Source organism: Marinobacter sp. DUT-3, from assembly GCF_050379435.1.
Classification (GTDB): domain Bacteria; phylum Pseudomonadota; class Gammaproteobacteria; order Pseudomonadales; family Oleiphilaceae; genus Marinobacter.
The window spans coordinates 1-21,967 of the sequence record NZ_JBNRMG010000019.1 but is presented as its reverse complement, the minus strand read 5'-3'; the positions used below and the strand labels follow the sequence as shown (position 1 = coordinate 21,967).

General features: G+C 59.1%; 20 protein-coding genes. 8 read left to right on the top strand and 12 right to left on the bottom strand.

Annotated features, from left to right (window positions below; genetic code table 11):
• Positions 1–62: 62 nt before the first annotated feature.
• A complete protein-coding gene (locus ACQUWM_RS18645) occupies positions 63–797 on the bottom strand; it encodes a DsbA family protein (protein WP_407002466.1) in 735 nt (244 codons plus the stop codon).
• A gap of 120 nt (positions 798–917) precedes the next feature.
• On the opposite strand from ACQUWM_RS18645, the gene ACQUWM_RS18640 reads away from it, so the two are divergent.
• On the top strand, positions 918–1,883 hold the full coding sequence (locus tag ACQUWM_RS18640) for an NAD(P)H-dependent flavin oxidoreductase (protein ID WP_428923092.1): 966 nt from the start codon (positions 918–920) through the stop codon (positions 1,881–1,883).
• Positions 1,884–1,939: 56 nt separating this feature from the next.
• Here the strand turns inward: ACQUWM_RS18640 and ACQUWM_RS18635 are convergent, their stop codons facing one another.
• The 3 genes from ACQUWM_RS18635 to ACQUWM_RS18625 form a co-directional block, all read right to left on the bottom strand.
• On the bottom strand, positions 1,940–3,487 hold the full coding sequence (locus ACQUWM_RS18635; protein ID WP_428923091.1) for a DUF5666 domain-containing protein: 1,548 nt from the start codon (positions 3,485–3,487) through the stop codon (positions 1,940–1,942).
• Positions 3,484–4,347 (bottom strand): DUF6502 family protein, encoded by an 864-nt coding sequence (locus ACQUWM_RS18630; RefSeq protein WP_407002469.1) that lies wholly within the window; start codon positions 4,345–4,347, stop codon positions 3,484–3,486. Before ACQUWM_RS18630 ends, ACQUWM_RS18635 begins: the two co-directional genes overlap by 4 nt.
• Positions 4,348–4,427: 80 nt before the next feature.
• Positions 4,428–5,864 (bottom strand): DUF5666 domain-containing protein, encoded by a 1,437-nt coding sequence (locus ACQUWM_RS18625; protein WP_428923090.1) that lies wholly within the window; start codon positions 5,862–5,864, stop codon positions 4,428–4,430.
• A gap of 212 nt (positions 5,865–6,076) precedes the next feature.
• Between ACQUWM_RS18625 and ACQUWM_RS18620 the strand changes: the two genes are divergently transcribed.
• A complete protein-coding gene (locus ACQUWM_RS18620) occupies positions 6,077–6,253 on the top strand; it encodes a DUF6435 family protein (RefSeq protein ID WP_406987357.1) in 177 nt (58 codons plus the stop codon).
• A gap of 16 nt (positions 6,254–6,269) precedes the next feature.
• Here ACQUWM_RS18620 and ACQUWM_RS18615 read toward each other — a convergent pair whose 3' ends face one another.
• Both ACQUWM_RS18615 and ACQUWM_RS18610 read right to left on the bottom strand, forming a co-directional pair.
• Positions 6,270–6,614, bottom strand: coding sequence for a chaperone modulator CbpM (locus ACQUWM_RS18615; RefSeq protein WP_407002472.1), 345 nt, complete (start codon positions 6,612–6,614; stop codon positions 6,270–6,272).
• A gap of 15 nt (positions 6,615–6,629) precedes the next feature.
• On the bottom strand, positions 6,630–7,601 hold the full coding sequence (locus tag ACQUWM_RS18610) for a DnaJ C-terminal domain-containing protein (protein ID WP_428923089.1): 972 nt from the start codon (positions 7,599–7,601) through the stop codon (positions 6,630–6,632).
• 245 nt (positions 7,602–7,846) lie between these two features.
• On the opposite strand from ACQUWM_RS18610, the gene ACQUWM_RS18605 reads away from it, so the two are divergent.
• From ACQUWM_RS18605 to ACQUWM_RS18590, 4 genes are read left to right on the top strand one after another with little or no spacing between them, the layout of a single operon-like run.
• Entirely contained in the window at positions 7,847–8,539 is a 693-nt protein-coding gene (locus ACQUWM_RS18605) for a DUF3348 family protein (RefSeq protein ID WP_428923088.1), read from the top strand.
• The gene (locus ACQUWM_RS18600) at positions 8,536–10,449 is read left to right on the top strand and encodes a DUF802 domain-containing protein (RefSeq protein ID WP_428923087.1); all 1,914 of its coding nucleotides are present in this window, start codon (positions 8,536–8,538) and stop codon (positions 10,447–10,449) included. Before ACQUWM_RS18605 ends, ACQUWM_RS18600 begins: the two co-directional genes overlap by 4 nt.
• Positions 10,449–11,102, top strand: a complete 654-nt coding sequence (locus tag ACQUWM_RS18595; protein WP_407002476.1) for an OmpA family protein — start codon at positions 10,449–10,451, stop codon at positions 11,100–11,102. Before ACQUWM_RS18600 ends, ACQUWM_RS18595 begins: the two co-directional genes overlap by 1 nt.
• Positions 11,102–11,725: a DUF2894 domain-containing protein gene (locus ACQUWM_RS18590; RefSeq protein ID WP_428923086.1), complete on the top strand. Its 624-nt coding sequence runs from the start codon at positions 11,102–11,104 to the stop codon at positions 11,723–11,725. Before ACQUWM_RS18595 ends, ACQUWM_RS18590 begins: the two co-directional genes overlap by 1 nt.
• Here the strand turns inward: ACQUWM_RS18590 and ACQUWM_RS18585 are convergent, their stop codons facing one another.
• From ACQUWM_RS18585 to tkt, 6 genes are all read right to left on the bottom strand, one after another.
• Entirely contained in the window at positions 11,726–12,724 is a 999-nt protein-coding gene (locus tag ACQUWM_RS18585) for a nucleotidyl transferase AbiEii/AbiGii toxin family protein (RefSeq protein WP_428923085.1), read from the bottom strand.
• Positions 12,721–13,365 (bottom strand): DUF6088 family protein, encoded by a 645-nt coding sequence (locus ACQUWM_RS18580; protein ID WP_428923084.1) that lies wholly within the window; start codon positions 13,363–13,365, stop codon positions 12,721–12,723. The genes ACQUWM_RS18585 and ACQUWM_RS18580 overlap by 4 nt, the downstream gene beginning before the upstream one ends.
• A gap of 183 nt (positions 13,366–13,548) precedes the next feature.
• Positions 13,549–14,613: a class II fructose-bisphosphate aldolase gene (gene fba, locus ACQUWM_RS18575; RefSeq protein ID WP_428923083.1), complete on the bottom strand. Its 1,065-nt coding sequence runs from the start codon at positions 14,611–14,613 to the stop codon at positions 13,549–13,551.
• Positions 14,614–14,835: 222 nt separating this feature from the next.
• Complete coding sequence (locus tag ACQUWM_RS18570) at positions 14,836–15,996, bottom strand: phosphoglycerate kinase (protein ID WP_428923082.1); 1,161 nt, start codon at positions 15,994–15,996, stop codon at positions 14,836–14,838.
• A 28-nt stretch (positions 15,997–16,024) separates the two neighbouring features.
• On the bottom strand, positions 16,025–17,059 hold the full coding sequence (gene gap, locus ACQUWM_RS18565) for a type I glyceraldehyde-3-phosphate dehydrogenase (protein WP_406987376.1): 1,035 nt from the start codon (positions 17,057–17,059) through the stop codon (positions 16,025–16,027).
• A complete protein-coding gene (tkt, locus tag ACQUWM_RS18560; protein ID WP_406987377.1) occupies positions 17,059–19,059 on the bottom strand; it encodes a transketolase in 2,001 nt (666 codons plus the stop codon). Before tkt ends, gap begins: the two co-directional genes overlap by 1 nt.
• A 192-nt stretch (positions 19,060–19,251) precedes the next feature.
• On the opposite strand from tkt, the gene ACQUWM_RS18555 reads away from it, so the two are divergent.
• Positions 19,252–20,253 carry an ArsR/SmtB family transcription factor gene (locus ACQUWM_RS18555; protein ID WP_407002485.1) on the top strand — a complete coding sequence of 334 codons (1,002 nt, stop codon included), beginning with the start codon at positions 19,252–19,254 and terminating at the stop codon, positions 20,251–20,253.
• A 147-nt stretch (positions 20,254–20,400) separates the two neighbouring features.
• Positions 20,401–21,591, top strand: coding sequence for a methionine adenosyltransferase (metK, locus tag ACQUWM_RS18550; protein WP_428923081.1), 1,191 nt, complete (start codon positions 20,401–20,403; stop codon positions 21,589–21,591).
• Positions 21,592–21,967: the final 376 nt, after the last annotated feature.

The following is a 21,967-nucleotide window of genomic DNA, read 5'->3' as shown; positions in this document are numbered from 1 at the left end:
TCCCGCACCACCGGGGTTACGGGAGGGGCGCAAATTTTAACCAACTGAGCGATGCGATCAAGTTAATCCTGTTTATTGTCCGCCAGCTCGCGCTCCACGACAGCGGATAACTGCCCCCAGCCGGGACGGGTCAGGCGTATATTGTCGACCAGTACGGTCGGGGTGCTGGTCACCCGCAGCTGCATGGCCACCTGCCGGCTCTGCTCAACGGCTTCCCTATGCAGTTCGGTGTTCATGCAGCGACGGAAACGGCGTTCTTCCAGACCCAGGTCATTGGCGTAGCGGGTAAAGGTTGCCACCGGATCACCCGATCCACTCCACTCGGTCTGTTTTTCAAACAATTGATCGTGCATGGGCCAGTAGGCATTCTGATCACCGGCGCATCTGGCCGCCTGGGCCGCCGGCATGGCGTTCTGGTGCTGCTGCAACGGCAAATCGAAATAAACAAACCGTACCTGTCCGGACTCTACATACTTTTCTTTCAGCTGCTGGCTGGCATCGGAGAACCGCCCGCAGGCCGGGCACTGGTAATCAGCAAATTCGCGAACTACTACCGGGGCTTCAGCATCCCCCACTGAAACGCCGTAACGATCCAGCTCCGCCGGAAACGCATCGGCGTTCGGGGCGGCCACTGGCAACTCATCGGATGTCGGGTCCGGTGAGGCGGTGAGGAAGAACACGCCGATAATGGCGAGCACAACAACCAGGATCGAAGCGCCCACAATCAGAGGTTTGCGACTGTTGTCTTTCCTGGGTGGAGGGGCACCGGTTTCCTTGCGTCGTTTGGCTTCACCCATAAGAACTCCTTTTTATTCATTGGTGTGTTATTGATTTTCAAAGCCTGTGTTCAGGGATTGGTGAGCACGCTAAGATCCTTTATATCCTACAAAAGTTCCAACAAAAATTAAGGAATACTCATGGCACTGCCCGAATCTTTGAAGAATACGTTGTCCCTGCCCCTGATTGCCGCGCCCATGTTTCTGATCTCCGGTCCGGAACTGGCGCTGGCCTGCTGCAAGCGGGGCATTGTCGGAAGCTTTCCCGCACTGAACCAGCGTACCAGTGAGGGATGCGAGGAGTGGCTTATCCAGATGAACCGGGAACTGGATACGTACAGGGAGCAACACCCGGATCAGCCCGTGGCGCCGTACGCGGTCAACCTGATCGTTCACAAAACCAATCCCCGTTGGCAGGCCGATCTGGAGTTGTGCGTCAAACATCAGGTGCCTATTGTCATCACCTCCCTGGGGGCGGCCAGCCAGGTGGTGGATGCGGTACACAGCTACGGCGGTCTGGTTTTTCACGATGTCACCAACCAGAAGCACGCGCGCAAGGCCGCCGAAGCGGGCGTGGACGGTATTATCGCCGTCGCGGCCGGAGCCGGCGGCCATGCGGGTACCATCAACCCGTTTGTGCTGGTGCATGAAATCCGCGAGGTGTTCGATGGCGCCATTATCCTTGCCGGTGGTTTGTCCCACGGTGAAGACCTGCTGGCGGCACAGGCCATGGGTGCCGACCTGGCCTACATGGGCACCCGTTTTATCAATACGGTGGAGTCCCAGGCGGAGGACGCCTATCGCAACATGATCATCGAAGCGGTTTCGGCGGACATCATCCACACCCCGGCCGTATCCGGCATTCCGGCGAGTTTCATGCGCCAGAGTCTGGAAGCGGCGGGATTTCCCATGGACAAACTCCAGCAGGCAGGCGAGATCAATTACGGCGAAAAGCTGAAGCCGATCGATGATGAAGCCAAGGCGTGGAAAACCGTATGGTCAGCGGGACAAGGGGTCAGCCAGATTCACGATGTGCCATCGGTGGAGGCACTGGTCGCCCGGTTGAGTGACGAGTATCACTCGGCCCGATCGGCGCTGTGCGGCTGAGGCACGGAGAATGAAAACGGGGCCAGTGAGGCCCCGTTTTCATTCCGGCGTTCTGGTCAACCATCACTGTCGGAGTCTTCTTCCTCCAGTTCCACCTCATCAGCAATAAAATTGCCGCTGTTTGCAGGTTGTTCAGCGTAATCCACCTCAACCAGTGGCCGCTCACCACTGTCAAAGTCCGCCTTAAGCTGATCGCGCTGAGTGTCCTCAAACCCGGTTTCACCTTCAACCGCCCGTATCCGGACACCCAGTACGGTGATGGTAGTGTCATCAATGGCTCCCAGACGTCCCGTCACCTCATACTCATTGTCCAGGTCGTCCTCTTCTTCGCGTTCCACCTTGGTCGCCTCCAAAAACACCTCACCGCCGTCCGTTGACCGTTCAATGCCTTCCACTTCGACTTCAAAGGCGCCGTTCAGGTCTGCCAGCCCGATCCTTTGGTCATCGTTATCATCGGTAATGATGGTTAACGGCGTTACCTGAACCCGTACGCCCCCTACGAGGAAAGTGCTGGCACTGAAATCGATGGACGCCTGGTTGATACGCCCCTCGACTTCAGCGTTGGCGTCGCGGATCTCGATTTCCGCCGCCTCAACGCGACCATCCGCCAGGAAGCTCCCTTCAACCTGGATCAACAGGCCCGGCTGCAGGTCTGCGCCGGCCAGGCCATCTTCAAACACGTCGTCGTCCGGGACCACCACAGTCAGGCCATTGATAGTGAAGGTGCTGTCAGCGTCGTCAAACGCTGTGGCAACCGGCCCGGCGAACTCGATGTCATCATCATCCCCACGTTGATAGCGACGGGTTTCATCCTGCTCAATGTTGCTGGCAATCAGCCCGGTGTCTCCGCCAACGAAACCGATGCGGCCCTCCACTTCGACGACAAGGCCGGGGTCCCGGAGATCGCTTTCAGTCAAACCACCTCCGAAGGTGGTGGTATTGTCATATCCAACCGGGAAGCCGTTGATCGAGAACCGGTTCTGGCTGATATCCACGGAGTTCTCGTCAATCCGCCCCTCAATCTCGACATCATTCGGAGAGGCTTCCAGTGAGCCTACATAGCTGGCCCGATAGCGACCGTCCGGATCCGGCAGGCGCCAGCCGCTGACGCGGACAAAATCGCCGTCATCCAGGGTTTGCAGCGACAATCCCCTGAACACGGTCTGCTTGTCTGCCACCACGGTCTGGCCGTAGACCGTGAAGGTCACGCTTTCCCGGATAGTGCTGTCATCAGGGTCAAGGGTTTCGGCCACAATGACAATTTCACCCCGGAAAGTATCATCGTATTCCACCCGCTCAGCGGTGCCTTCACCGTCGTTTCGCCACTCTCCATCAACCCGCAGGATCATGCCTTTATCGAGCTGACTTTCCGAGGTGATGCCGTCATCACTGACCACGTTGCCATCGGTTTCAAAGCGGATGCCGTTGACAAACACGCTGCCGAAACCGGAGACCGGGCCCACGCTGGCACCGGTACCTCGAATACCGCCATCAGCAACCCCGAGATCGTCACCACCACCTCCGCCTCCACAGCCGGAGAGCAGCAGGGCCGCGACAGGCAGCACGGGCATGGTCAGATAGCGAATCCTGGTTGTCAGTTTCATTCGGTTGGCTCCCTGCTTGGATCCGGCTGCACCGGTTCCTCAAAATAGAAAATACTGACGCCGGTTCTCACCGGTTCTCCGGTGTGGCCGCTCCCTTTCAGCCCCGCGATGTCCCGATCATGGGGTCCCAGCCATCGGTCCAGCTGTTCAAGCAGGGCCTGGGACTGGGCGGCGGCGTGTTTCCGCCAGCGGGCCATGACTTCCGGAGGAATGTTGTTATACGTCAACGTGCGCTGGAACAAGGGCTGACTGCCGGACTCACCACTGACCAGATTATGATCTATTGTCGCAATAAGATCAGATACGTCTTCCCCGAAGATCTGGAGCATTTCCTCACTGTCCCCGGCCGGCACGTAGGCACGCTGTTTCAAAACCAGTTTGCCGGTTGCGTCGTCAGTTCCAACAACCCCCACCCGGAGCAGCTCGTCGAGCACCGCCCTTGGCGGCATATCGCCACTGTATCGCCGGACCAGCTCACTGAAACTCAGCGATCCGTCAAACGCCAGCAACGCCGGCTCCCCGTCCCCGCTCTGAAAGGCTGCATCATGCACCCAGCCGGAAACGACCCGCGACGCCCGGTTGGAGTGAACGCCAGCGGTTGCACCGGCATGTTCGCCTGCCAGGATTTCACGGTGGCGTTTGACCTCCTTGCGGGTCAGACCGGTCATGACTGCCGCTCTGGAGTCCGTGGGCTTTTTCCGGCCATCGTGAAAATCTTCCATCGCCGCTTCCACATACGCGCGCTTGACCAGGTCCGCGAACTCCCCGAATGGAATACCATTGCGAAGCAGGAGCCGGGCAAGCGGGCGGAGAATACGGTACAGCGCCCGATGCAGGGGGTTATTGTTGAAATGTTTCATATTTGGGATTGTATTCCCATGGCCGCATCAAAACCAGAAGTGACCGGCCGGGGCGTAACCCCGGCCTGCCTCCGGCATGATCAGTCGTCTTCTTCGATTTCATCGACGACATAATCACCGCCGCTGTTGCGGAAGTAGTCCACCTCCACGTCACTGCCGACCTCAATACCGGAGAAATCGGCACTGCCCCGCAACATTTCCAGGCCCATGACGGTGACGGTGGTGCTGGACAGCGCCGTCACCCGACCTTCCATTTCGTAGCCATCATCGCCATCGTCTTCCCGCTCGACCTTGATGGCCTCCAGAAAGCCACCGTCATCCGAGCGCTGGCGACCCTCGATTTCCAGAAAGTCCCCTACATTCAGGCTTTCTATGTCCTGGGTGCGCATGGTGATGCGGTCGTCATCATCGTCGTCTTCAATCAGGGTTCCGCTGGTCAGCGCCACACGCACACCGCTGACGATCAGGGTTTCACCGTCAGGCTTTGACTCGATCACACCCTCCAGTTCGGCATCCCCGTCCCGCGGCTCGATTTCCTCGGCAATCAACAAACCATTGCGGTACTCGCCTTCCACTTTTACCAGCAGGCCATTGGTTATGCTGCTCTCCCGAAGCCCATCATCAAACTCGGTGCTGCCATTGATCTGCACCTGGATTCCGTTGATAAAGAATGTGCGGGCGCCCGCGTCAAAGTCGTATACGGTGCCGGCGATCTCCACGTCATCATCGTCGTCGAACAGATCGTCCTCGTCGTCGATTTCCCGGGCAACCAGCACACCACCTTGCAGATTCCCCTCAACCTCAACGGCAATGCCATCGCGCAGGTCATCCCTGTTCAGGTCGTCGTCAAAGACGGCGCTGGTGTAGTCCACCGGAAAGCCATTGATGGTGAAAGTCTGGGCGTCGGTATCAAGATTCTCGACCACGCCCTCGATTTCCACTTCATTGTCATCATCGAAATCCACGCCGATGGCCTTCACGCCAACGAAACTGGCGCGAAAAGAACCATCATCCAGTTGCCAGCCGCTGACGCGTACTCGATAGGTGTCGGCAGCCACGCCGTTGAGGTCCACCGGGCTCAGGCCCTTGAAGACGGTCTGACCATCGAGACGAACCGTCTGGCCTGCAACAATCAGCGCCCCGGTCTTTTCGACATCGTCCCATGTGGCGGACGTCAGGGGCCCGCGGATTGTGTCATCGTAATCAACGCGCTGCGCTTCACCCTCACCGCGATCATCCCAACTGCCACGAACCTTGAGGATCATGCCTTTTTCCAGCTGGGTTTCCCGCTCCACACCATCGTCACTGGTGACGGAACCATCGGTGCGGAAACGGGTACCGTTCACGTAGACGCTGCCAAAACCGGAGACCGGGCCCACACTGGAACCGCTGGAAGTGTCGGCACTGTCCGAACTGCCGGAACCGCTGCCTCCACCGCCGCCACAGGCTGCCAACGCACCGACAAGCGCACCACTGATCGCGAATTTGATTGCTACAGACAAGGCATTACGTTTCATCTCGATTCTCCAGGCTTGTTTGTTGCTTTCCCGCAAGGCCATTCCGCCCCGCTCTCTTGGAACTCCTGTTTGGGATATTTTTCCCAACCTGTATTTTGGGAATTTATTCCCATTTTCGGAGAATGTCGAGTTTTTGATCATTAAGAATTTATGAACTTTTGCTTTCCGAGTGCGTAAGCTGTCTACACACAATCGAAAACAGGTGCGGAACCATGCTGGGATTTCTCAAAGGTGACCCGAAGAAAAAGCTGAAGAAGGCGTACGAAGACAAGCTCGCCAAGGCGCTCCATGCGCAGCGCAACGGCGATTTGCGCACCCATGGCACGCTTATGGAAGAAGCGGAAAAAATCTACGCGGAGATACAGGCGCTGGAAAAGCGGGAGCAATAAAAAAGGGGGGAGAGCGTTACCACTCCCCCGTCAGCTGCCGCAGCTGCTGATTGAGGCGATCCACCTCACGGCGCATCTGCTGGACTTCATCGAGCAGCTCAAGCGACATCGCCAGCCCCGGCAGGTTCATCTTCAGGTCCCGCTGCAACCGCTGCGCCTTACGCAACCGTGCCAGTGCCGCCAGGTCAAATTCCCAGCGCCGTTCCTCCGGCACATCTTCGACCGGCGCAATAACACCATAGCTGACCAGTTTGATGACAAATTCGGCGTGGCACTCACCTCGCTCGCAAATTTCTGTCAGGGTCAGCGTCATTTGAGGCTCTGCCACCTCCACGGTATGAATCGGATCTTTCCTGGTCATTCCCAGCTCCCCCGCTTACACATGAAGTTTGCTACGCGGATTGAAGTGTTTCTCCGCCTCGGCCAACTGCTGATAGAGCTTTTCAGCTTCTTCAGAGTGCCGCTCCGGCATCACGATCTGCAGCACCACGATCTGGTCGCCCGGATGCTTGCCTGGCAACCCCTTGCCCTTGAGACGAAGCTTACGCCCGCTGGAGGACCCCTTGGGCACTTTTACGTTCACTTTGGAGCCTACCGTCGGCACCGTGACGGATGTACCCAGCGCTGCTTCCCAGGGCGCAACGGGGACCGTCACCACCACGTCGCGCCCCTCGACGCTGAACAGCGGGTGTGGCGCCAGTTCCACCTCGATCAGCAGATCACCCGGTTCACCACCGCCAATACCGGGAGAGCCCTGGCCTTTCAGGCGCAGATGCTGCCCTTCCCGCATCCCGGCGGGAATTTTCACTTTCAGATTCTTCTGACGGGCCACAATCCGGCCATGGTCATCGGCTTCATGGACGGTGAACGACACCTGCTTCTCGCAGCCGTGGAAGACCTCTTCCAGAAACAGCGCGAGCCGGGCATGCACATCTTCACCACGCATGCGGGTATTCTGGCGGAAACCACCCCCACCAAATCCCTGACTGGAAAACCCGCCACGGCCGCCACCGAAAATCTCTTCGAAGAAGTCACTGAACTGGCGGGCATCGGCCTCGGTGTAGCCGCCACGTCCAAATCCGGACGCACTCTGCCACCCGGGCGGTGGCTCAAAGGAACCATCAGGACGGGCACCGTACTTACGCAGTTCATCGTACTCCGCACGCTTTTCCGGATCTTTCAGGACCTCGTAGGCTTCGCCCAGGTCCTTGAACTTGGTGTCTGCGTTGTCTTCCTTGCTGACATCCGGATGGTATTTGCGGGCCAGCTTGCGGTAAGCCTTTTTGATCTCCTCGGGGGAGGCTGACTCGCTCACACCGAGGACGGCGTAATAGTCTTTGAAGTCCATTGCACTCCTCGCATCTGGTCAAAGATTGTTCTCTGATTACTTATATTTGACGCTGTTATGGAAAATACAAGGAGGAAGTATTGGCAGACAGCCCGCCTGGGCCCAGAGGCAGCAACTCCACTAAGAAACGGTCATTATCAATCCCCCCGAATAGCCATTAGTATAGGCACCCGCCGGCTATCGGCAATGCATGACTCTCGTGTTTCCTGTAACGACTACCAATGCAAACGGTGCGCCTCAACCCCATGACTCAAGCACGACCTCGACAAACCGGGCATCCCCGGTCAAGGCTGTTGCAGTTGGCCGCTCCGCCGGGGGGCATGGTTGCTGACGACAGCCTGCCGTGTCTCGCCGAACGACTGGGCCGGTTATTCGGGCTTGGGGACACCATGAATCTGGATGCCGCGCTGGCCTTCCGTGGCGGCCAGCCTGCCACGGCGCAGAGTGCGGTTATCGAGCAACTATCCCGGGAACTGGCCACCACGCGCCAGGCTCTGATTCGCCGAATTTACGGCTACGGGGTTGAGACTGAACAGGAAGACCCGGCTGCGTTCGAGCCCTACCTGAATGCCTGGCTCACGCTGCAACGCAAGATCGCCGCCGCCACCCGCCAATTGCGGGACAAGGTGCGTAAGGCGATGAAAGATCAGGGCCAGAACCTGGCCCGGCTGGCAGAGCTGGACTCGGTGTTTGATCACACCATGGCCGGCTACACCAGCCAGTGTTTTTCCCACATTTCAAAGGTCCTGGAGCAGCGGTTCCAGGCCTTAAGGACATCCTCTGAGCAATCCCCGGAACCGGGCACCCAACCCGGTGACTGGCTCCACCGTTACTGCGAGGAAGCGCAGACTCTGTTACTCGCTGAACTGGACGTTCGGCTGGAGCCGGTGCTGGGGTTGCTGGAGGCCTGCCACAACGAGGTTAGCGATTCGCCATGACCAGACTTTTTTTCTTTCTCGCATTTGCCATCGGCCTGGCCGTGATGGCCTGGATTGGCCAGGGTTTTCTCGGCTCTGACCTGTTGGCACTGACCGTGACCGCCATTATCGCGGCAGTGTACGGATTGGGTTTCGCCGAACTGATCGGGTTTCGGCGTACCACCTACCAGCTGGCCGAACGACTGAACGATGCCCCGGAAAACCGCGAACAGATCGAAGGCTGGCTCTCCGGCCTGCCGGAGCCGGTTCAGTTTGCCGTGCAGAAGCGCCTGGACGGCCATTCCGCCGCGTTGCCCAGCCCGCAGCTAACTCCCTATCTTGTCGGTTTGCTAGTGATGCTGGGTCTGCTCGGCACCTTTGCCGGCATGATCGTGACCCTCAACGGTGCCGCCTCAGCGCTGGATGGCAGCACCGAGCTGAGCGTGATTCGCAGTGCCCTGGCCGCGCCTATCGCCGGACTCAGCCTGGCGTTCGGAACCTCCATTGCCGGTGTGGCGGCTTCCGCCATGCTGGGGCTGGCCTCCACCCTCAGCCGGCGCGAGCGGCTGCTGGTCTCCCGCCAGCTGGACAAAACCCTGCGCCAGAAGCTGCATCATCTGTCGGCGGACTACCAGCGCCAGCAGGCGTTTCAGGCGTTGGAGTCCCAGGCCAGGGCTTTGCCCCAAATGGCTTCCGCCATGGAAACCATGACCGCCCGAATGGAACAACTTGGCCAGACCCTTGAGCAATCCCTGACCCGCAATCAGCAGGAATTCCACGACACCGTCGGGAGCCACTACCAGACCCTGGCGGATTCCGTGGCACAGTCGCTGGAGTCGGCTCTGGACGCCAGTACCCGCCTGGCCGCAGAGCGCATGGAACCGATTGTGGAGAATGCGATGACTCGCCTGCGCGACGATGCCGGGGAACTGCACCAGAGCTGGTCTGATGCCACCAAACAGCAACTGACTGAGATCGCCGAAGGCTTCCAGAAAACCACGATCGAGGCCGGAGAACGCTGGCAGCAAAACCTCGCGACGCAGCAGGAGGCTTCAGAACAGAGCGTTCTGCACTGGCAAAAGAGTCTGGAGCAACAGCAGCAAACCACAGAATCCTTCATGGCCGATCTGCGTGACCGGCTTCAGGAGTATCAGTCCCTCTTCCGCGAGGAAAGCAGCCAGATTGTGAGCGATCAGCAGCAAGGTCTGGATACGCTGATCAGCAGAATCAGCGAACAACTCACAGCACTCCGTGACCAGGAAACCGCCCGAGGCGAGGCAGCGACTGACCGGCTGGCACAACTGGAGAAAACCGTAAGCGACCACCTGACCCAGCTGGGCACTGGCCTGGAAGCGCCGATGACCCGCCTGATTGAAACGGCTTCGGAAACCCCGAAAGCGGCGGCGGAAGTGATCAACCAGCTGCAACGTGAAATGGCCCGGAACAGCGAACGGGAAAACGAGTTGCTGGAGGAGCGCCAAAGGCTGGTTGAGGAACTGGACAGGCTGCTGGAATCCCAGCGCAGCAATGCCGATAGCCAGCGTCAGGCGGTGGATTCCCTGATCAGCGGCGCCGGTGACACCCTCACCGGGATCAGCGAGCGTTTCAACACCCTGATTGAGGAACAAAGCCAGCAGCTTGGCAAACTGGGCGACGACATTACCGGCAGCAGTCAGGAAGTGGGCGCCCTCAGCGAAGCCTTCCACCAGGCGGTGGCGTTGTTCAGCACCTCCAATAGCAGCTTGCAGGAAAGCCTGGCGAACATTCAGAAGGCGATGGACAGCGCCAGCAGCCGCCATGATGAGCAGCTGGCCTACTACGTGGCGCAGGCCCGCGAGGTCATCGATCTGTCTGTCAGTTCCCAGAAGGACGTCATCGATGCCGTGGCCGCCCTGCGCAAGGGACAGCCAGAGACTGCCGGAGCCAACTGATGGAGCACCTGGAAGGCGGCGAACAGCAGTCCACACCGATCTGGGCGATTTTCTCTGACCTGATGGCGGCGCTGGTGGGTATTCTGGTGCTGATCCTGGTGTGGGTGATCGGCGTACAGCTGGAACTCAGCCAGTCCCTGGCGGAAGAGAAGGAGCGCCGGGTGGCCGAGGAAGAGCGCCGTATGGCGCTGGAGCAGGCATTGGAAGATCCCCTCACCAAAGGCCTGGTGACGTTCCGGGATGGCCGTATCGGTATCAGCGGCAACGTCCTGTTTGAACTGAACTCGGATCAGTTACAGGCGGATGGCGTAGCCGTGCTGCAATCCCTGGTTGCGCCACTGCAAACCTACCTGACCCAACACGATGAGCTGCTCATGGTCAGCGGCTTTACCGACGACCTGCCCATGCACCGTGGCAACCGTTATCAGGATAACTGGGGGCTGTCCGCCCAACGGGCGTTGACGGTCACCCGTACCCTGATGGAACTGGGCCTGCCCGATGACCGGGTCTTTGCCGCGGCCTTCGGCCCCCACCACCCGGCAGTGCCCAATGTGGATGCCGAATCCCGGGCCCAGAACCGACGGGTGGAGATCAGCACGGTGCCACGGGCTCCCGCTATGGCTGCCGAAACTGATAATGGAGCCGGGAACTGATGACTGCCACTGCGGAAGCGACCACCATGGAGCAACAACTGGCTGATCTCAGGGGCTCTGGTGCGGATCGGCTGGATCCGATCCGTTTCCGCTATCTGGAAGTTCTGGAGCAAAAGCTGCGGGCGAAAGGACTTCAGGGGACCCGGCATTGGCAGCGGCTGGCGCAGGCTGTGGCGGAGTATCAGGCCGGGGCCGGGCCGCAAGCTGGTGCAGAGCAACCGGAACAACCTGCCGAGACCGGCCAACCCTCACCATTGCAGGTTCTGCTGGAGGCCCTGAATCAGTCACCTGAAACACACGTACAAGCCCCCCCTTCACCCCTGGAAAAACTGATCTTCGGTGAAGAGGATGGGAGGCCGACACAGCCTGCAGGAACGGACAGCTCGCCACGCCCACTCAAGGCCATGGCCAGGGTGCAGGCGGATCAGGGCACACAGGCCCTGCAGGACCGCATCCGCCAGGCCATCGAACAAACCCCGGAAAACGCCGGCCCGATGAACGCCCACCGGCTGGTCAGCCGAGCGATTGCGACCATGGAGAAGCTGTCGCCAGAGTATCTGAACCGGTTTGTGAATTACGCGGATACGCTGTTGGCGCTGGAACGGCTGGGGCGGAAGGGATAACTAAAGTTTTTCTGCTAGGCCCTGGTTATTGATTCGTTCCTCCAGCGCTTCGAGAACCTGCAGTAGTGATTCAAATTCAGGGACATCACCAAAAACCATTTCTGTCATGGCATCATAATCGACTTCAAGAGCCCGGATATGCGCATCAGAAGGCAGTAGCCGCATCGTGCCTGGTTTTGCCGTTTGGTAGCTTGCCCAGCCGGCGGGGTAAAACTTTTGCTTGAAAGCCACTACCTCCGCCAACAGTTCTATGTCCTTCAGGGCACTCTCTGCATATTGACTACTGGCCATACGGTACACGTCGTAATAGTGCCTGGCATAGCGGGTAGGCAATGGTTTGTCCGCAGGCCGGTGCGCCTCAGCGTGAAGGATTGTCATTTTTTCCCAGAAGGTTCTTTCCGCGCGAATGGTTGGAACTTCGACTCCAGGCGTCTGGAAGACTTGTGGGAAACACTGAGCGGCGTAACTCGCAACAGTTTTTGATTCCATCGGCAACATGGCCGCTAGCGGGCCGATTTCTAACCGGACAATTGGGCGCAAATAACCAGGGGCAAAAAGTGCCGGGTATTCTATATTAATGGTGTGTGGGTCATCTTTATCCAGGCTTGCCTGACATACTGGTTGTAGAGCCCGCTGCAAATCGGGCAATAATTGCTCACGAATCAGAAACTGGGCGGCCTGGTTGATGGATGTATTCAACCACCCCTGCTTGGTTTTGCTCCGCCCCGCGACCGGATTTTCATCGCTTAGCCCGGTCCAATCCAGAATCAGGTCAATATCTTCAGAAAACCGTTCAATCACCCCGTAAGCCTTCGAGAGACTGGTGCCACCTTTAAAGCGCAGACGGGATGCCCAATCTGGCAGGCTGAACAGGGTGTCCAGGCACCAGACAACCCAAAAATCCTTTTCCGCGGCAGCGGGTGTCATTGTCATTTTACTGGAGGTTGCTGCAAACAGATCCTGTCGCTGTTGTGCCGTTTCCCTGGCGATATTCCTCATACCACTGCCTCCTCCTTTGAGGCCATATTCAAAATGACAGTAATGGTTTCCTGAATCCAGCTGGTCACGAATTGAGTATCTTTGGCGATCGCCAACCTCTGCCGCTCAGGCAATGGGCCTTGCGGACTCAGGTATCGAGCCATGACGGCAAGATTTTCTTGAGTCAGGCTCTTCTGACCCAGCGCTTCTATGGCCTGCACCAGCAACGCGCTTTGGGTATGCTTGAGATTCAGGTGAGTGAAGCGGGATTTCCTGAACGTCAGTTCATTGCCCAGTATCGAATAGGTGCGGCTGGGGCCATCACTGAGGTAGATAAAGCGCGTAGGAACCTGCGTTGAGATACCGAGGATATTCAGCGCAGCGTTGCCCGTTACCTGGATACTCCAGCCAAATTTTCGTGCCAACGCATGGGCTACCTGGTCCATGTCTGGTCCAAGCTCCTGTTGCAACCACTTGCTATAGCGAGGGTAATCATACAGCCCACGAGTCAGGCGACGTACAGTGCCTTTCTTCGCAAGGCGAGACAGCCCCTTATCAATGGATTCGGCACTTCCCAGCAGGCTAAAATCTTTTCTTGAAAAAGACCAACCCCTACCCATGCCATAAATCTTGCTAACTAATTTGTTTTCAAGGCTTTTCATTAGACACCAGCCATGAATTTTGTCCGGAAAACAACATCACTTTCCGGACAAGATAGCACACTCAGGTGGGCCTTGCCTTTTTCATAAAGCCATTCGACAGGAAAATACTTGAGCTTCGAAAGGGGAGTCGGAGGGAATTCAGGAGCCCCCTGGCTCAACGCCAGGGGGCGACTTTAAGCAGGATTACTTAACCTTGGGATCCAGCTCACCAGCCGCATAACGCTCGAACATGCGTTCGAGGTTGACTGGTTTGATCTTGCTGGCGTTGCCGGCACAACCGAAGGCTTCGTAGCGTGCGACGCACACCTCGGTCATGGCTTTCATGGTTTCCTTGAGGAATTTCCGCGGGTCGAACTCGGCCGGGTTTTCTGCCAGGAAGCGGCGGACCGCGCCGGTGCTGGCCAGACGCAGGTCGGTGTCGATGTTGACCTTGCGAACGCCGTGTTTGATACCTTCAACGATTTCCTCAACCGGTACACCGTAGGTTTCCGGGATTTCGCCACCGTACTGGTTGATGATTTCCAGCCAGTCCTGGGGTACGGAGCTGGAGCCGTGCATGACCAGGTGGGTGTCCGGGATGCGGGCGTGGATGGCTTTGATCTGGTCGATGGCCAGGATGTCACCGGTCGGTGGACGGGTGAACTTGTAGGCGCCGTGGCTGGTGCCGATGGCGATGGCCAGGGCGTCGACGTGGGTTTTCTTGACGAAGTCGGCGGCTTCTTCCGGGTCGGTCAGCATCTGGCTGTGGTCCAGGGTGCCTTCGGCGCCGATGCCGTCTTCTTCACCGGCCTGGCCGGTTTCCAGGGAGCCGAGGCAACCCAGTTCGCCTTCAACGGAGACGCCACAGGCGTGGGCCATGTCTACGGTGCGGCGGGTGACGTCTACGTTGTATTCGTAGTCCATCGGGGTTTTGCCGTCTTCACCGAGGGAGCCGTCCATCATCACGGAGCTGAAGCCGAGCTGGATCGAGCGCTGGCACACGGACGGGCTGGTGCCGTGGTCCTGGTGCATGACGACCGGGATGTGGGGCCATTCTTCGATGGCCGCGAGGATCAGGTGGCGCAGGAAGGGGGCGCCGGCGTATTTGCGGGCACCGGCGGAGGCCTGGACAATTACCGGGGAGTCGGTTTTGTCGGCGGCTTCCATGATGGCGCGCATCTGTTCCAGGTTGTTGACGTTAAAGGCTGGCACACCGTAACCATGCTCGGCGGCGTGATCCAGCATTTGCCGCATCGAAATCAGGGCCATGGGTCGTCTCCTTCGTTGGACGTTTGGTAGTTGAAATCTATTTCAGACTTGGGAGTCTGCTACGGATGGAGGGGGAACAGGGTTCGCGGAACCGCTACGAGCACATCCATGTGCGCTTCTCTCAGGCCATCCTTGGCCTTCGAAATTCCGCGACCCCTGTTCCCCCTCCATCCTTGCGATTCTGGCTTCGTTCTTAGTGCCTAAACTGTAAAGTAAAAAAGCTTATTCGCCGCGCTCTTCCAGTACGGCTACTGCCGGCAGGGTTTTGCCTTCGACGAATTCGAGGAACGCGCCGCCGCCGGTGGAGATGTAGGAGATTTTGTCAGCAACGCCGTACTTGTCAACGGCCGCCACGGTATCACCGCCGCCGGCCAGGGAGAAGGCGTCGCTTTCGGCGATGGCTTCTGCCAACGCTTTAGTGCCGTTGCCGAACTGGTCGAATTCGAAGACGCCAACCGGGCCGTTCCAGAGGATGGTTTTGGCGTTCTTCAGTACGTCGGCGAACTTGCCGGCGGTTTCCGGGCCGACGTCGAGGATCATGTCGTCGTCGGTGACGTCGGCAATGTTCTTGGTGGTGGCGGTGGCGGTTTCGGCGAATTCGCTGGCAACCACGACGTCCACGGGCAGTGGAATTTCCACGCGGGAGGCGATTTCCTTGGCGGTGCCGATCAGGTCGTGCTCGCACAGGGATTTGCCGACCGGGTGGCCAGCTGCGGCCAGGAAGGTGTTGGCGATGCCGCCGCCGACGATGATCTGATCGCAGACGTTTTCCAGGGCGTTGAGGACGTCCAGTTTGGTGGAGACTTTGGAGCCGCCGACGATGGCAACGACCGGCTTGGCCGGGTTGTCGAGGGCTTTGCCGAGGGCGTCCAGCTCTGCGGCCAGCAGCGGGCCAGCGCAGGCTTCGGGAGCGAATTTCGCTACACCATGGGTGGAGGCCTGGGCGCGGTGGGCGGTGCCGAAGGCGTCCATTACGTAGACGTCGCACAGGGCGGCGTACTGTTTCGCGAGGTCTTCGTTGTCTTTCTTTTCGCCCTTGTTGAAGCGGACGTTTTCGAACAGGACGACTTCGCCGTCGGCCACTTCAACGCCTTCCAGGTAGTCTTTGATCAGGCGTACTTCCTGGCCCAGCACTTTGGTGAGGTGGTCAGCGACGGGCTTCATGGAGGAAGCTTCGTCGTAGACGCCTTCTTCCGGGCGGCCGAGGTGTGACATCAGCATGACCTTGGCGCCGGCGTCTTTGGCGGCCTTGATGGTGGGCAGTGACGCGCGGATGCGGGCATCGCTGGAGACCTGGCCGTCTTTTACCGGCACGTTGAGGTCTTCGCGGATCAGGACCCGCTTGCCAGCGAGGTCCAGCTCGGTCATTTTTTTGATCGCCATTGTTTTCTTCCCTTGATCTGGTCTTGGTTTAGTTGCCGGTTTTCTCTAGCCAGCAGTGGCTGACGTCCAGCATTCGGTTCGCGAAACCCCATTCGTTATCGAACCAGCAAAGCACTTTCACCATGGTTTCCCCGGTCACCCGGGTCTGGCCGCCATCAACCACGCCGGAATGGGCGTCGTGGTTGAAATCGGAGCTGGCCAGGAGTTCGTCGGTGTATCCGAGGATGTTTTTCAGCGGTCCTCTGGCCGCGCCTTTCAGCAATTCGTTCACCGCCTGAATCGTGGTTGGCTTGCGGACATTCACCACCATGTCGATGGCGGATACGTTCATGGTCGGTACCCGCATGGCAACCGAGCTGAACTTACCTTCCATGTGGGGCAACAAGCGCTCGATGCCTTTGGCCAGTCCGGTGTCCACTGGCACGATGTTGTGCAGCGCACTGCGGGTGCGACGCAGGTCCTGATGATGGTAGGCGTCGATCACCGGCTGGTCGTTCATCGCCGCGTGAATAGTGGTCGTGCTGCCCTGCTCCACGCCCAATGCGTCGTCCAGCACCTGGATAACAGGCACCAGGCAGTTGGTTGTGCAGGAGGCGGCTGCGACGATTACGTCCTCTTGGGTCAGTTCGCCTTCATTAATACCGAACACTACCGTGCGGTCGACATCCGGTTCCCCGGGTTGGGAGAACAGCAGGCGCTGGGCGCCCGCGTCCACGTGCTTTTGGGCAGTCGCGCGGTCGGAATAGGCACCGGAGCACTCCAGCACCAGATCCACATCCAGCAGACGCCACGGCAGTTCCGAGGGTTCCGGATGCCGCAATATGCGGATGGGATCGCCGTTCACCACCAAGTTGTCACCTTCCACCGCGATCTCACCCTGGAACCGGCCATGGGTGGAATCATAACGGGTCAGGTGAGCAATGGTGTCGATGTCGGACAGCTCGTTGATCGCGACCACCTGAAGGTGATCGCGATAGCCATTTTCATACAGCGCGCGCAACACGCACTGGCCAATCCGGCCATATCCGTTGATCGCGATGCGAAAAGGCTTGGCTTTGCTCATCAGGCGTCCAGCAGTTCCGCGGCGACTTCCAGGATGTTGTCGACGGTGAAGCCGAATTCCTTGAACAGCTCGCCGGCGGGCGCAGATTCACCGAAGGTGGTCATGCCAACCACGCGGCCGTCGAGGCCCACGTACTTGTACCAGTAGTCGGCAATGGCGGCTTCGATGGCGATGCGGTTGGTGACTTCCAGCGGCAGCACTTTCTGTTTGTAGTCGGCGCTCTGGGCATCAAAGGTGTCGGTGGACGGCATGGACACTACGCGTACGTTCTTGCCCTGCTCCCGCAGTTTGGCGGCGGTGTCCTGGGCCAGGGCCACTTCGGAGCCAGTGGCAATCAGGATCAGGTCCAGCATGCCTTCGCTGTCGGACAGGATGTAGCCTCCCTTGGCCACATCTGCCAACTGCTGGGCATCGCGCTCCTGGTGCGGCAGTCCCTGACGGGAGAACACCATGGCCGTCGGGCCGTCTGTGCGCTCGAGGGCCGCTTTCCAGGCCACGGCGGATTCCACGGTGTCAGCCGGGCGCCAGGTGCTCATGTTCGGCGTGGTGCGCAGGCTGGCCAGCTGCTCAATGGGCTGGTGCGTGGGGCCGTCTTCGCCGAGGCCGATGGAGTCGTGGGTGAACACGAAGATGGAGCGCTGCTTCATCAGCGCTGCCATGCGCACGGCGTTACGGCAGTATTCCATGAAGATCAGGAAGGTCGCGCCGTAAGGTACGTAACCACCGTGCAGGGCGATGCCGTTCATGATGGCGGCCATGCCGAACTCGCGCACACCGTAGTAGATGTAGTTGCCACTGGCGTCTTCTTTGGTCACGCCCTTGGAGCCGCCCCAGATGGTGAGGTTGGAGCCGGCCAGGTCAGCGGAGCCGCCCAGCAGTTCCGGCAGCAGCGGACCGTAGGCATTCAGGGTGTTCTGGGAGGCCTTGCGGCTGGCGACGGTTTCGCCCTTGTCCTGACACTCCTGGATGTACGCCTGGGCCTTCTCGGAGAAATCGGCAGGCAGGTCGCCGGCCATGCGGCGCTTGAATTCGGCTGCCAGTTCCGGCTCGGCCTTTTCGTAGGCAGCGAATTTCTCTTCCCACGCCTGCTGTGCGGCAGCGCCTTTCTCTTTGGCGTTCCACTCGGCGTAGATTTCAGACGGCACCTCGAAAGAACCATGAGTCCAACCCAGCTGCTCGCGGGTCAGTGCGATTTCGTCGTCACCCAGCGGCGCGCCGTGGCAATCTTCCTTGCCCTGCTTGTTGGGAGAGCCGAAGCCGATGATGGTCTTGCAGCAGATCATGGTGGGCTGATCGGTGTTGGCGCGGGCGGCTTCAATGGCTGCGCGAACGGCGTCGGCATCGTGGCCGTCTACCGCCGGAATCACTTGCCAGCCATAGGCTTCGAAACGCTTCGGCGTGTCGTCGGTGAACCAGCCATCCACTTCACCGTCGATGGAAATGCCGTTGTCGTCGTAGAAGCAGATCAGTTTGCCGAGACCCAGGGTACCTGCCAGCGAAGCCACTTCGTGGGAGATACCTTCCATCAGGCAGCCGTCGCCCAGGAAGGTATAGGTGTAGTGATCCACGATGTCATGACCGGGACGGTTGAACTGCGCCGCCAGGGCTTTCTCCGCCAGGGCAAAACCCACGGAGTTGGCGAAACCCTGCCCCAGGGGGCCGGTGGTGGTTTCAACGCCCGGGGTGTAACCGTATTCAGGGTGGCCCGGGGTTTTGGAGTGCAGCTGACGGAAGTTCTTCAGGTCGTCAATGGAAACGTCGTACCCGCTCAGGTGCAGCAAAGAGTACTGCAGCATGGAGCCGTGACCGTTGGACAGCACGAAGCGGTCGCGGTTGGCCCACTGCGGGTTGGCCGGGTTGTGGCTCAGGTAATCGTTCCACAGAACCTCGGCGATATCCGCCATACCCATGGGCGCACCCGGGTGGCCGGATTTGGCTTTCTGAACCGCATCCATGCTCAGCGCGCGAATGGCGTTGGCGAGATCTTTACGAGACGGCATTGACGTTTCTCCAGTGTTTTTCGGGAAAAATAGAACTGCTCAAAAATAAGGCGCGTATTTTCGCCGATTAGTGTGTGTGGGAGCAAATCGGGTTTCCCGAAACGAACCAAACTCAAGGAACTCAAAATCTATATCAATTTTTTTTGATATGGCTATTGATTGACCAACAGAACACCCCTAAACTTGCCAACCATGACTTCCATGACCACACACGCCGCCGACCTGTCCTCCCTGGACGCCCTGGCCCCGATCTATAAAGCGAGCGGGGATCCGTTGCGCCTGGAGATTCTGCGCGTGTTACGTCGTGACACTTTCGGGGTGCTGGAACTGAGCCAACTGTTCGAGATGCGCCAGTCCGGTATGAGCCACCACCTCAAGGTGATGCATAAGGCCGGGCTGCTGGAGCCCCAGCGGGAAGGCAACGCCATTTTCTATCGCCGCCCGTTGAGCCTGGACAGCGACAAGCTCACGGACCAGACCATCCGCCTGGTGTTCGAGACAGTGGACCAGGTTCCCCTGCCGTCGCACCTGGAGGAAAAAATTGAAGCCATCCGCGACCAGCGGGCGAATCAGTCACAGGCGTTTTTCTCTCGCCACTCCGAACAGTTCCGCGAGCAACAGGAACTGATTGCCGCCTTTGACCTGTACGCCGAGCCCGTGGCCGAGCTGATCCGTAAACGCGCCGACAAACACCCGTGGCAGACCGCCCTGGAAATCGGCCCCGGTGAAGGCGCTTTCCTGCCGGTGCTATCAAAGATCTGCGAGCACGTGGTGGCGCTGGACAACTCCCGCGACATGCTGGCCAAGGCCACACGGACCTGCATTGACGATCGCCTTAATAATGTCGACCTGATTGAAGGCGTCACCGACAACCTGCTGGCCCGTGGCGACGCGTTTGACCTGGTAGTGGCCAACATGGTGCTGCACCACGTTCCCAGCCCGGCGGACATCTTCCTGGACGCCGCCGCGCTGATGAACGGCGGCGGCTGCTTTGTCGTCAGTGACCTGTGCAGCCACGATCAGGACTGGGCCAAGGAAAACTGCGGCGACCTGTGGCTGGGCTTCGAGCCCGAGGAACTGACCGCCTGGGCGGCAGACGCAGGCATGATGGCCGGGGAGCAACTGTTTATAGGGCTGCGTAACGGCTTCCAGATACAGGTGCGGGAATTCTGGAAAACCACCGCCCCCGGATGACGCGAGCAAACGCAATATCAACATATTTTGATATACGGGTACGTAGTTTCACGTATCCCTGATAACACCAACAAAACCAGTAACCGGAATGGCCCATTACAGCCAACCACCGGTACGCATTTGAAACGCTCAAGAGGAGCACGCATTATGGCTGACTACAACATCTTCACCTCCGAATCGGTCTCTGAGGGCCATCCAGACAAACTGGCGGATCAGATTTCCGACGCGGTTCTGGATGCCATCCTCACCGAAGACCCACACGCCCGTGTTGCCTGTGAAACCATGGTAAAAACAGGCGTTGCGATTGTCGGCGGTGAGATCACCACCAGTGCCTGGGTCGATCTGGAAGACCTGGTGCGTGGCGTGATCAAGGACATCGGCTACACCTCCTCCGAAGTGGGCTACGACGGCGACACCTGCGGCATCATCAACATCATCGGCAAGCAGTCCGTCGACATCGCCCAGGGCGTTGACCGCCAGAAGCCGGAAGACCAGGGCGCCGGCGACCAGGGCCTGATGTTCGGCTACGCCAGCAACGAAACCGACGTGCTGATGCCTGCGCCGATCACCTTCTCCCACCGACTGGTCCAGCGCCAGGCCGAAGCCCGCAAGAGCGGCCTGCTGCCGTGGCTGCGCCCCGATGCAAAAAGCCAGGTCACCTGCCGCTACGAAAACGGCCGGGTCTCCGGCATCGACGCCGTCGTCCTGTCCACCCAGCATGACGAAGACGTCACCCAGGAAGACCTGAAAGAAGCCGTCATGGAACTGATCGTCAAGCACGCGCTGCCGGCAGAGCTGTTGCACAAGGACACCCAGTTCCACATCAACCCGACCGGCAAGTTCGTCATCGGCGGCCCGGTGGGCGACTGTGGTCTGACCGGTCGCAAGATCATCGTAGACACCTACGGCGGTATGGCACGCCACGGCGGCGGCGCCTTCTCCGGCAAAGACCCGTCCAAGGTTGACCGCTCCGCCGCCTATGCTGGCCGTTACGTCGCCAAGAACATCGTCGCCGCCGGCCTGGCAGACAAGTGCGAGATCCAGGTGTCCTACGCCATCGGCGTGGCACAACCAACCTCGATCTCCTTGAACACCTTCGGCACCGGCAAGATCAGCGACGACAAGATCATCGAACTGGTGCGCCAGAACTTCGACCTGCGTCCATACGCCATCACCAACATGCTCGACCTGCTGCACCCGATGTATCAGCAGACGGCAGCCTACGGCCACTTCGGCCGTGATCCGTACGAGATGACCGTCGGCGGCAAGACGTTCACCGCGTTCCCATGGGAGAAGACGGATCGCGCTTCTGCCCTGAAGGACGCTGCTGGTATCTGATGTTTTCGGGTCTGACTTTTGGAGTTGGACTCTAGCTTTGGCCCAGTCCGCCACTCTTGGGGGTGGCGGCGCTGAGGTACGTCCTTCGGGGACACGCTCGAGCCATCCATGGCCGCTTAGCTTTGGCCATCCTTGGCCAAAGATAGTCCCCGAAGGACGTACCTCACCACCGCTTTGCAGAGTTGGTGAAGGCTGATCGAAAAATACTTAATACCTCCCTCCAAATTCCGGGAGGCCTAGAACACGCTTTACGGCGTATTGCTTAACCACATGCGCCCACAGTTTGAACTAGGGAGCGGGGATTTGCTTTCGCGGAATTTCGAAGGCCATGGATGGCCTGAGAGAAGCGCACATGGATGTGCTCGTAGCGGTTCCG

What these genes read in the sequence shown, in the direction of transcription:
- ACQUWM_RS18645 (WP_407002466.1), bottom strand. Translation starts at nt 797, where the DNA reads ATGGGTGAAGCCAAACGACGCAAGGAAACCGGTGCCCCTCCACCCAGG.
- ACQUWM_RS18640 (WP_428923092.1), top strand. Translation starts at nt 918, where the DNA reads ATGGCACTGCCCGAATCTTTGAAGAATACGTTGTCCCTGCCCCTGATT.
- ACQUWM_RS18635 (WP_428923091.1), bottom strand. Translation starts at nt 3,487, where the DNA reads ATGAAACTGACAACCAGGATTCGCTATCTGACCATGCCCGTGCTGCCT.
- ACQUWM_RS18630 (WP_407002469.1), bottom strand. Translation starts at nt 4,347, where the DNA reads ATGAAACATTTCAACAATAACCCCCTGCATCGGGCGCTGTACCGTATT.
- ACQUWM_RS18625 (WP_428923090.1), bottom strand. Translation starts at nt 5,864, where the DNA reads ATGAAACGTAATGCCTTGTCTGTAGCAATCAAATTCGCGATCAGTGGT.
- ACQUWM_RS18620 (WP_406987357.1), top strand. Translation starts at nt 6,077, where the DNA reads ATGCTGGGATTTCTCAAAGGTGACCCGAAGAAAAAGCTGAAGAAGGCG.
- ACQUWM_RS18615 (WP_407002472.1), bottom strand. Translation starts at nt 6,614, where the DNA reads ATGACCAGGAAAGATCCGATTCATACCGTGGAGGTGGCAGAGCCTCAA.
- ACQUWM_RS18610 (WP_428923089.1), bottom strand. Translation starts at nt 7,601, where the DNA reads ATGGACTTCAAAGACTATTACGCCGTCCTCGGTGTGAGCGAGTCAGCC.
- ACQUWM_RS18605 (WP_428923088.1), top strand. Translation starts at nt 7,847, where the DNA reads ATGACTCAAGCACGACCTCGACAAACCGGGCATCCCCGGTCAAGGCTG.
- ACQUWM_RS18600 (WP_428923087.1), top strand. Translation starts at nt 8,536, where the DNA reads ATGACCAGACTTTTTTTCTTTCTCGCATTTGCCATCGGCCTGGCCGTG.
- ACQUWM_RS18595 (WP_407002476.1), top strand. Translation starts at nt 10,449, where the DNA reads ATGGAGCACCTGGAAGGCGGCGAACAGCAGTCCACACCGATCTGGGCG.
- ACQUWM_RS18590 (WP_428923086.1), top strand. Translation starts at nt 11,102, where the DNA reads ATGACTGCCACTGCGGAAGCGACCACCATGGAGCAACAACTGGCTGAT.
- ACQUWM_RS18585 (WP_428923085.1), bottom strand. Translation starts at nt 12,724, where the DNA reads ATGAGGAATATCGCCAGGGAAACGGCACAACAGCGACAGGATCTGTTT.
- ACQUWM_RS18580 (WP_428923084.1), bottom strand. Translation starts at nt 13,365, where the DNA reads ATGAAAAGCCTTGAAAACAAATTAGTTAGCAAGATTTATGGCATGGGT.
- fba (WP_428923083.1), bottom strand. Translation starts at nt 14,613, where the DNA reads ATGGCCCTGATTTCGATGCGGCAAATGCTGGATCACGCCGCCGAGCAT.
- ACQUWM_RS18570 (WP_428923082.1), bottom strand. Translation starts at nt 15,996, where the DNA reads ATGGCGATCAAAAAAATGACCGAGCTGGACCTCGCTGGCAAGCGGGTC.
- gap (WP_406987376.1), bottom strand. Translation starts at nt 17,059, where the DNA reads ATGAGCAAAGCCAAGCCTTTTCGCATCGCGATCAACGGATATGGCCGG.
- tkt (WP_406987377.1), bottom strand. Translation starts at nt 19,059, where the DNA reads ATGCCGTCTCGTAAAGATCTCGCCAACGCCATTCGCGCGCTGAGCATG.
- ACQUWM_RS18555 (WP_407002485.1), top strand. Translation starts at nt 19,252, where the DNA reads ATGACTTCCATGACCACACACGCCGCCGACCTGTCCTCCCTGGACGCC.
- metK (WP_428923081.1), top strand. Translation starts at nt 20,401, where the DNA reads ATGGCTGACTACAACATCTTCACCTCCGAATCGGTCTCTGAGGGCCAT.